Below are 6,735 nucleotides of genomic sequence, written 5' to 3'. Positions count from 1 at the left end.
GTAGCAATTTGTAAATTATAACCAGGTTTTAGCTGACCGTTTTTCATGTAGTCATCTTTCATTCGCATAAACGTCGCATCTGTATCTGTTTTTGAAAAACTATTACGAGCACCAAAGGTTGCCATATAATCATCATATGTTTTTCGTCGAGGTAGAAAATCTTCGTTAATTTTTCTTAAGTATTTTTTATCTGCTTGACGCTTTCTTTTTAGCTTTGAAGTTGTAACTTTGTCGGTTGACTGCTCAATCTTATCAGTCGCCTCAGTAATTTCATTAGCTAAATAATCACGTGCTTCTGATAATTGTTCAGTGCTTAACCCAATTTCATCGCTTTCCTCTTTCAAGCAGGGAAGAATTTCTTCTCGATACAACTCTTCATAAAACTGTTGAGATTTTTCTTTTAATGATTGATTATATTTTTCTGTTGATTTTTTCCAAACAAATGAAAATTTATTGGCATCAGCTTCTAGTTTAGTACCATCGATAAAAATAGCTTCGTTATCGATAAGCTGTGAATGGACTAGTTGTGACCGAAATCGAATAAAACATTCTTCAAGAAGAGCAGCCGTAGTTGGCTCAACACGAAAACGATTGATTGTACGATAGCTAACCACTTCGTGGTTAGTCAGCCACATCATTCGAATACTATCTGACATGAGCCTTTCAATTTTTCTACCAGAAAATACAGATTGAGTATAGGCATACAAGAGAACCTTCATCATCATTTTTGGATGATAGGCTGGTCGTCCTGTTTTCTTTTCAACTAAATAAAAAAGGTCTTCAGGTATGGATTCAACTAATCCATTGACCGCTTTTACAAGGTCAGTTTCTGGAATTTTAACCTCTAAGTCTAGTGGTAAAACAACTTGATCCATGTTATAATTTTGATACATAAATAGCGCTCCTTTCTGATTGGGTTTTGTCACTTTAATCATATCAAGGAACGCTATTTTTGTGTACCCTAAAACGCAAAAAAGGGGGGATAAAAGCAGATTAATTATCTACTTATGTCCCAACCTCTTTTATTTAATTTTAAAACTCTTTAGAAACATAGTCGCTTAATCCGTTAAGAATATCATATTGACTTTTGTAGCCTAGTTCCTTAAGTTTATTGATATCTGCGTAAGAATAAGGAATATCACCAGTACGAGAAGACTCATAACTGATAGGCAACTCTATATGAGTTAGAGTTTGCAACATGTTTAGTAATTCTTCAAGAGAGGTTTCTTTCCCATTACCGACATTAAAGACTTTTCCTCGGGATAAATCAGAAGTTGCAACTAGCAGAACCGCTTGTATGGCGTCTTTGACGTAAATGAAATCTCGGGACTGACTACCATCACCAAAGATTGTAAAAGAACCAGATTGATTATTGTGTTGCTTTTTTAGTTGGTTCATTATAATGGAGATTACGCCAGAATAGGGTGATTCAGGATTCTGGTTAGGTCCATAGACATTAAAAAAGCGAACCGCACTGGTAGGTATATCATATAAATTATTATAAGCAAGAACATATTTTTCAGCTGAAAATTTATCAATAGCATAGGGTGTCAATGGTCGAATGACTGACTCTTCATTTTTCGGTAATGTAGGCTCGTCACCATATACTGCGGCAGAAGAGATAAAGAGAAAACGTTTCAGAGAGCTTGCATGAATCCTTGCTAATTCTAGTAAGTTTAACAAACTTTCAAAATTAGTCTGATGGGTTTCAAGAGGTCGTTCGACAGAATCTGCAACACTTGCGATAGCTGCAAGGTGATAAATGTAGTGAAAATCAGTTTCAGTTAGTAATCGTTTCATTAGTAATTTATCGGTCACATCACCATTAATGAAGGTAATATTATTATTGAAAATGATATTTTCTTTTTTTCCCATTGATAAATTATCAACAATAGTAATGTTATTATTTTTAGATAGATGATTGGTTAAGGTCGAACCGATAAAACCAGCTCCACCTGTAATAAGGATGTTATCCATAAATTATTTCTCCTTTAATGTAAATACTTAATCTTACTCATTTTAACATAAATTAGTCAATAATGGCATTGCCTGATAGTCCTTTATAAATTTTTAATGAAGCTGATAATCTTAAAGAAGAATTAAAGATGGCTAAGGATTCCAGTAAAGCTAGACTTTTTTTCTACATTATGTAACAATCTAATTGAATGCAATTGAGAGCGCAAAAGGAGAAATGGAAAATGAATATAGGATTAATTATCGCAGGTGGCTCAGGAACTAGAATGGGGCAGGATATTCCAAAGCAATTTATTAATGTATATGATAAACCCGTGTTAATTTATACCTTGGAAGGATTTCAAAATCATCCAGAGATAGATGCCATTGAAGTAGTGTGCATAGACGGATGGCAAGATATTTTATGGGCGTATGCAAAACAGTTTAATATTGATAAATTGAAGTGGGTTATTTCAGGTGGTGAGACAGGCCAAGAATCAATTAGAAATGGTGTCTATCATTTAGCGGAAGAATGTAGCAAAGATGATATTATAATCATACATGACGGAATTCGTCCGTTGGTAGACGCATCTGTTTTATCTGATGTTATTGTAAAATGTAAGAAGTACGGCAATGCAGTGACCTCTTTGCCTTATAATGAACAAATATTTAAAATAAAAGATGATATTTCAACGGAGGAATATATTCCTCGCGAAAGTCTTCGACGAGTTTCCACCCCACAAGCATACACTTACGGTAAATTAGATTGGGCTTATCACGAGGCCTTTGAAAGAGAAATCGGTATTTATGGCTCATCTTACACAAATACCATGATGGTAGATTTAGGTGAAAGACTTTATTTTGCTGCGGGATCTGATAAAAATATTAAACTGACAACAAAAGATGATTTAGAAATGTTTAAGGCATACCTCAAGGCAGATAAAGATACATGGCTAAAATAAAGGAGAAAATCGATGAGTATATTAACCCATCATTTATATCGAGATGATATAAAAACAGTGGCAAATTTTCCATATAATTGGGAAAATTTGAAAAATAAAACAATCATTGTCTCTGGAGCTACGGGCATGATTGGTAGCTTTCTAATTGATGTGCTAATGTATAGAAATAAAACGTTCCAAGATAATTGCAAAATAATAGCCTTAGGGCGAAATCAAAAAAAAGCAGAGGAGCGTTTTCAACAGCATTGGAAAATCCCTGAATTTACATTTGTTGCTCAGGACATTAATCATCCATTGTCTGAAATCAATGTAAGTCAATTGGATTATATTTTTCATGCTGCAAGTAATACTCACCCAGTTGCCTACGCAACTGATCCAGTTGGAACAGTTTTGACTAATATTATAGGAACAAAAAATTTATTAGAATTTGCAGTTGAAAACCAGGCAACTCGCTTTATTTTTGCTTCATCTGTTGAAATTTATGGTGAGAATCGTGGAGACATTGAGCGATTCGATGAAAGGTATATGGGGTATATCGATTGTAACACGCTTAGAGCCGGCTATCCAGAAGGTAAGCGAGCTGGGGAAAGCTTGTGTCAGGCTTATCGAAAACAATATGGGATAGAAGTGGTCATACCTCGATTGGCCAGAACCTATGGTGCAACAATGCTTGATTCTGATACCAAGGCGATCTCTCAGTTTATTAAAAATGGAATAAGTAGTGAGAATATTATTTTGAAAAGTGAAGGTAATCAATTGTATTCTTATACGCATGTAACAGATGCTGTCTCAGGGGCCCTCTTTACCTTACTAAATGGTGAGGACGGAGAGGCGTATAATATTGGAGATGACACTTCTGATGTCACGTTGAAGGAACTTGCAGAGTTAGTTGCAAAAATTTCTGGTACGAAAGTAATCTTTGATTTACCCGATGAAACAGAAACTGCTGGTTTTTCTAAAGCGACAAAAGCACTATTAGATCCAACAAAGATTCGTCAGTTGGGATGGCGTCCTCTTTATTCGATAGAAGAGGGATTACAAAATACTCTAGCAATATTAAAAGATAAATCTACTGTAAATAATTAGATATCATTTCACGTTATAATGAAATTAGTTGAGTACTTAGTGAACGTACACGATGTTGTCTTTGAATTAAAGCAAGGAGAATTAATTGTTTCTTCTTGTTTTTTAGTCTTAATTTAAAAGTAGCAGTTAGTTAAAGTTGATTGAGAGCAACAAATGCACGAGAAAATCATAAGATGAGTAGGTTAATTCAATATACCGTATAGAAATCTCCCTTTGTGCTTACAATTTATAGTATAATGTTTAAACGGATAAGCCAAAGGAGAAAATTGTATTTAAAAAGGAGACGTTAGAAATGAAAGGAATTATTTTAGCTGGTGGCAGTGGTACACGCTTGTATCCACTAACAAAAGCGACCTCTAAGCAACTTATGCCTATTTATGATAAGCCGATGATCTATTATCCTTTATCGACATTAATGTTAGCGGGAATCAGGGAAGTGTTAATCATTTCTACGCCAGAAGATACGCACCGGTTTGAGCAATTATTTGGTGATGGTCATGAATTGGGAATGGATATTCAGTATAAAATTCAAGAAAAACCTGAAGGGTTGGCTCAAGCCTTTTTAATTGGGGAAGAGTTTATTGGCAAGGAGTCAGTCTGTCTAATTTTAGGAGATAACATTTATTATGGTGGTGGCTTATCAAAAATTTTACAACGAGCAGCCAGTCAACCAAAAGGAGCGACTGTATTTGGTTATCACGTCAATGATCCAGAACGTTTTGGTGTTGTTGAGTTTGATCAAGACAAAAAAGCAGTGTCAATTGAAGAAAAACCTGAAATGCCAAAAAGTAATTATGCTGTGACAGGCCTTTACTTTTATGATAATAGCGTTGTTGAGATAGCGAAAAAAGTGACGCCATCACATCGTGGTGAATTAGAAATTACCGATGTTAATAAAGCTTATTTGGAGCAAGGAGAGCTTAATGTTGAGTTGTTAGGGAGAGGATTTGCCTGGTTAGATACAGGAACTCATGAATCGCTTCTCGATGCTTCCGTATTTATTGAAACAATCGAAAAACGCCAAAACTTAAAAGTGGCTTGTTTGGAAGAAATTGCTTATCGAATGGGCTATATTAGCCGAGAACAGTTAGTACAGCTAGCACAGCCACTAAAGAAAAATCAGTACGGACAGTATCTGTTAAGGATTGCTGAAACTGACTAAATGAAAGAGGGAATAAGTTGAAACTGTTAGAAACAAATTTGCAAGATGTTAAAATAATTGAAACAGCTGTATTTGGAGATCATCGTGGTTTTTTTACAGAATCGTATACTAAGGATAAATTTATTGAGGCAGGAATTACCCAAGAGTTTATTCAAGATAATCACTCTCTTTCAGTCGAACCAGGTGTGATTAGAGGACTTCATTACCAATTAGCACCAAAAGCTCAAACAAAAATATTGCGAGTCACTACTGGGGTTATTTATGATGTTTTAGTTGATATGCGTAAAGGCTCGCCAACCTATGGCAAGTGGGAAGGGTATATTTTAAGTGAATTCAATCACCGTCAGCTATTAGTACCTAAAGGGTTTGCTCATGGTTTTTGTACACTAACTGGTAATGTAAATGTTCAATATAAAGTGGATGAATTATATTCACCAGAACATGATCGAGGAATTGCGTATGATGATCCAGCAATTGGTATCATGTGGCCCATGAATAATCCTATTATGTCTGATAAAGACTTAAAACATCCAACTTTAGTAGATGCTGAAAATAACTTTATTTGGGAGGCTAATTAAATGAATATTCTTGTAACAGGTGGGGCTGGATTTATTGGTAGCAATTTTGTTCATTATATGCTAAAACAACATCCTACATATAAGATAATTAATTTAGATTTATTAACATATGCGGGAAATATTGAGAATTTAGCGAGTATCTCAGATAACCCACAACATGTTTTTATACAAGGAAATATTACGAACCGTGAATTAGTCAGACATTTGATTCAAGAATACCAGGTAACTCACTTAATTAATTTTGCAGCTGAATCACATGTTGATCGCAGTATTTTAAATCCGTCAATATTTGTGGAAACCAATATTCAAGGGACATTAGCGTTACTCGATGTTGCCAAAGAATTGAAAATAGAGAAATACTTACAAGTATCCACAGATGAAGTATATGGATCATTAGGACCAGAAGGGTACTTTACCGAAGAAACCCCTCTTGCTCCAAATAGTCCGTATTCAGCAAGTAAAACAGGGGCTGACTTACTTGTGCGTTCTTATTTCGAAACATATGGTATGAATGTTAATATTACCCGTTGTTCAAATAATTACGGGCCGTATCATTTTCCAGAGAAGCTAATTCCTTTGATGATTAGCAATGCTCTAGATGGTAAATCATTACCAATATATGGTGATGGAGAAAATGTTCGTGACTGGTTACATGTGTATGACCATTGCCAAGCGATAGATTTAGTTTTACACAAAGGCCGTAAGGGTGAGATTTATAATGTTGGTGGGCACAATGAGCGGACTAATAATCAAATTGTTGATATCATAATCGAAAAATTGCAAGCTTCACCTAAGTTGAAAACATATGTGGAGGATCGGTTAGGTCATGATAAACGTTACGCGATTGACCCAACAAAATTAGAAAATGAATTAGGGTGGACACCGAAATATACATTTGAAACAGGAATTATTGATACGATTGATTGGTATTTAGCAAATGAAGCATGGTGGCGTCCACTACAAGAGACAGCTAAACTAGGCCAGTAATGGTAAA

General features: G+C 35.1%; 7 protein-coding genes. 5 read left to right on the top strand and 2 right to left on the bottom strand.

Annotation, left to right across the window (positions count from 1 at the left end):
- Together AC5KOD_RS17725 and AC5KOD_RS17720 are read right to left on the bottom strand one after the other, a co-directional pair.
- Positions 1–893, bottom strand: an 893-nt coding sequence (locus AC5KOD_RS17725; protein ID WP_496915916.1) for a transposase, incomplete at its 3' end; no start/stop codon positions are given.
- Positions 894–1,032: 139 nt separating this feature from the next.
- On the bottom strand, positions 1,033–1,977 hold the full coding sequence (locus AC5KOD_RS17720; protein WP_496915915.1) for an NAD-dependent epimerase/dehydratase family protein: 945 nt from the start codon (positions 1,975–1,977) through the stop codon (positions 1,033–1,035).
- 221 nt (positions 1,978–2,198) lie between these two features.
- On the opposite strand from AC5KOD_RS17720, the gene AC5KOD_RS17715 reads away from it, so the two are divergent.
- From AC5KOD_RS17715 to rfbB, 5 genes are all read left to right on the top strand, one after another.
- Positions 2,199–2,915, top strand: coding sequence for an IspD/TarI family cytidylyltransferase (locus tag AC5KOD_RS17715; RefSeq protein ID WP_496915914.1), 717 nt, complete (start codon positions 2,199–2,201; stop codon positions 2,913–2,915).
- Positions 2,916–2,927: 12 nt separating this feature from the next.
- Positions 2,928–4,001, top strand: coding sequence for an NAD-dependent epimerase/dehydratase family protein (locus tag AC5KOD_RS17710; protein WP_496915913.1), 1,074 nt, complete (start codon positions 2,928–2,930; stop codon positions 3,999–4,001).
- A gap of 292 nt (positions 4,002–4,293) precedes the next feature.
- Positions 4,294–5,163, top strand: coding sequence for a glucose-1-phosphate thymidylyltransferase RfbA (rfbA, locus tag AC5KOD_RS17705; RefSeq protein ID WP_496915912.1), 870 nt, complete (start codon positions 4,294–4,296; stop codon positions 5,161–5,163).
- Between the two features lie 17 nt (positions 5,164–5,180).
- Entirely contained in the window at positions 5,181–5,741 is a 561-nt protein-coding gene (gene rfbC / locus AC5KOD_RS17700; protein WP_496915911.1) for a dTDP-4-dehydrorhamnose 3,5-epimerase, read from the top strand.
- Positions 5,742–6,728, top strand: a complete 987-nt coding sequence (gene rfbB / locus AC5KOD_RS17695) for a dTDP-glucose 4,6-dehydratase (RefSeq protein WP_496915910.1) — start codon at positions 5,742–5,744, stop codon at positions 6,726–6,728.
- The last annotated feature ends 7 nt before the right edge of the window (positions 6,729–6,735 follow it).

The organism is Vagococcus sp. WN80Y (assembly GCF_059621045.1).
Note: the sequence above shows the minus strand (reverse complement) of the source record. Positions and strands in the feature narration are given on the sequence as shown.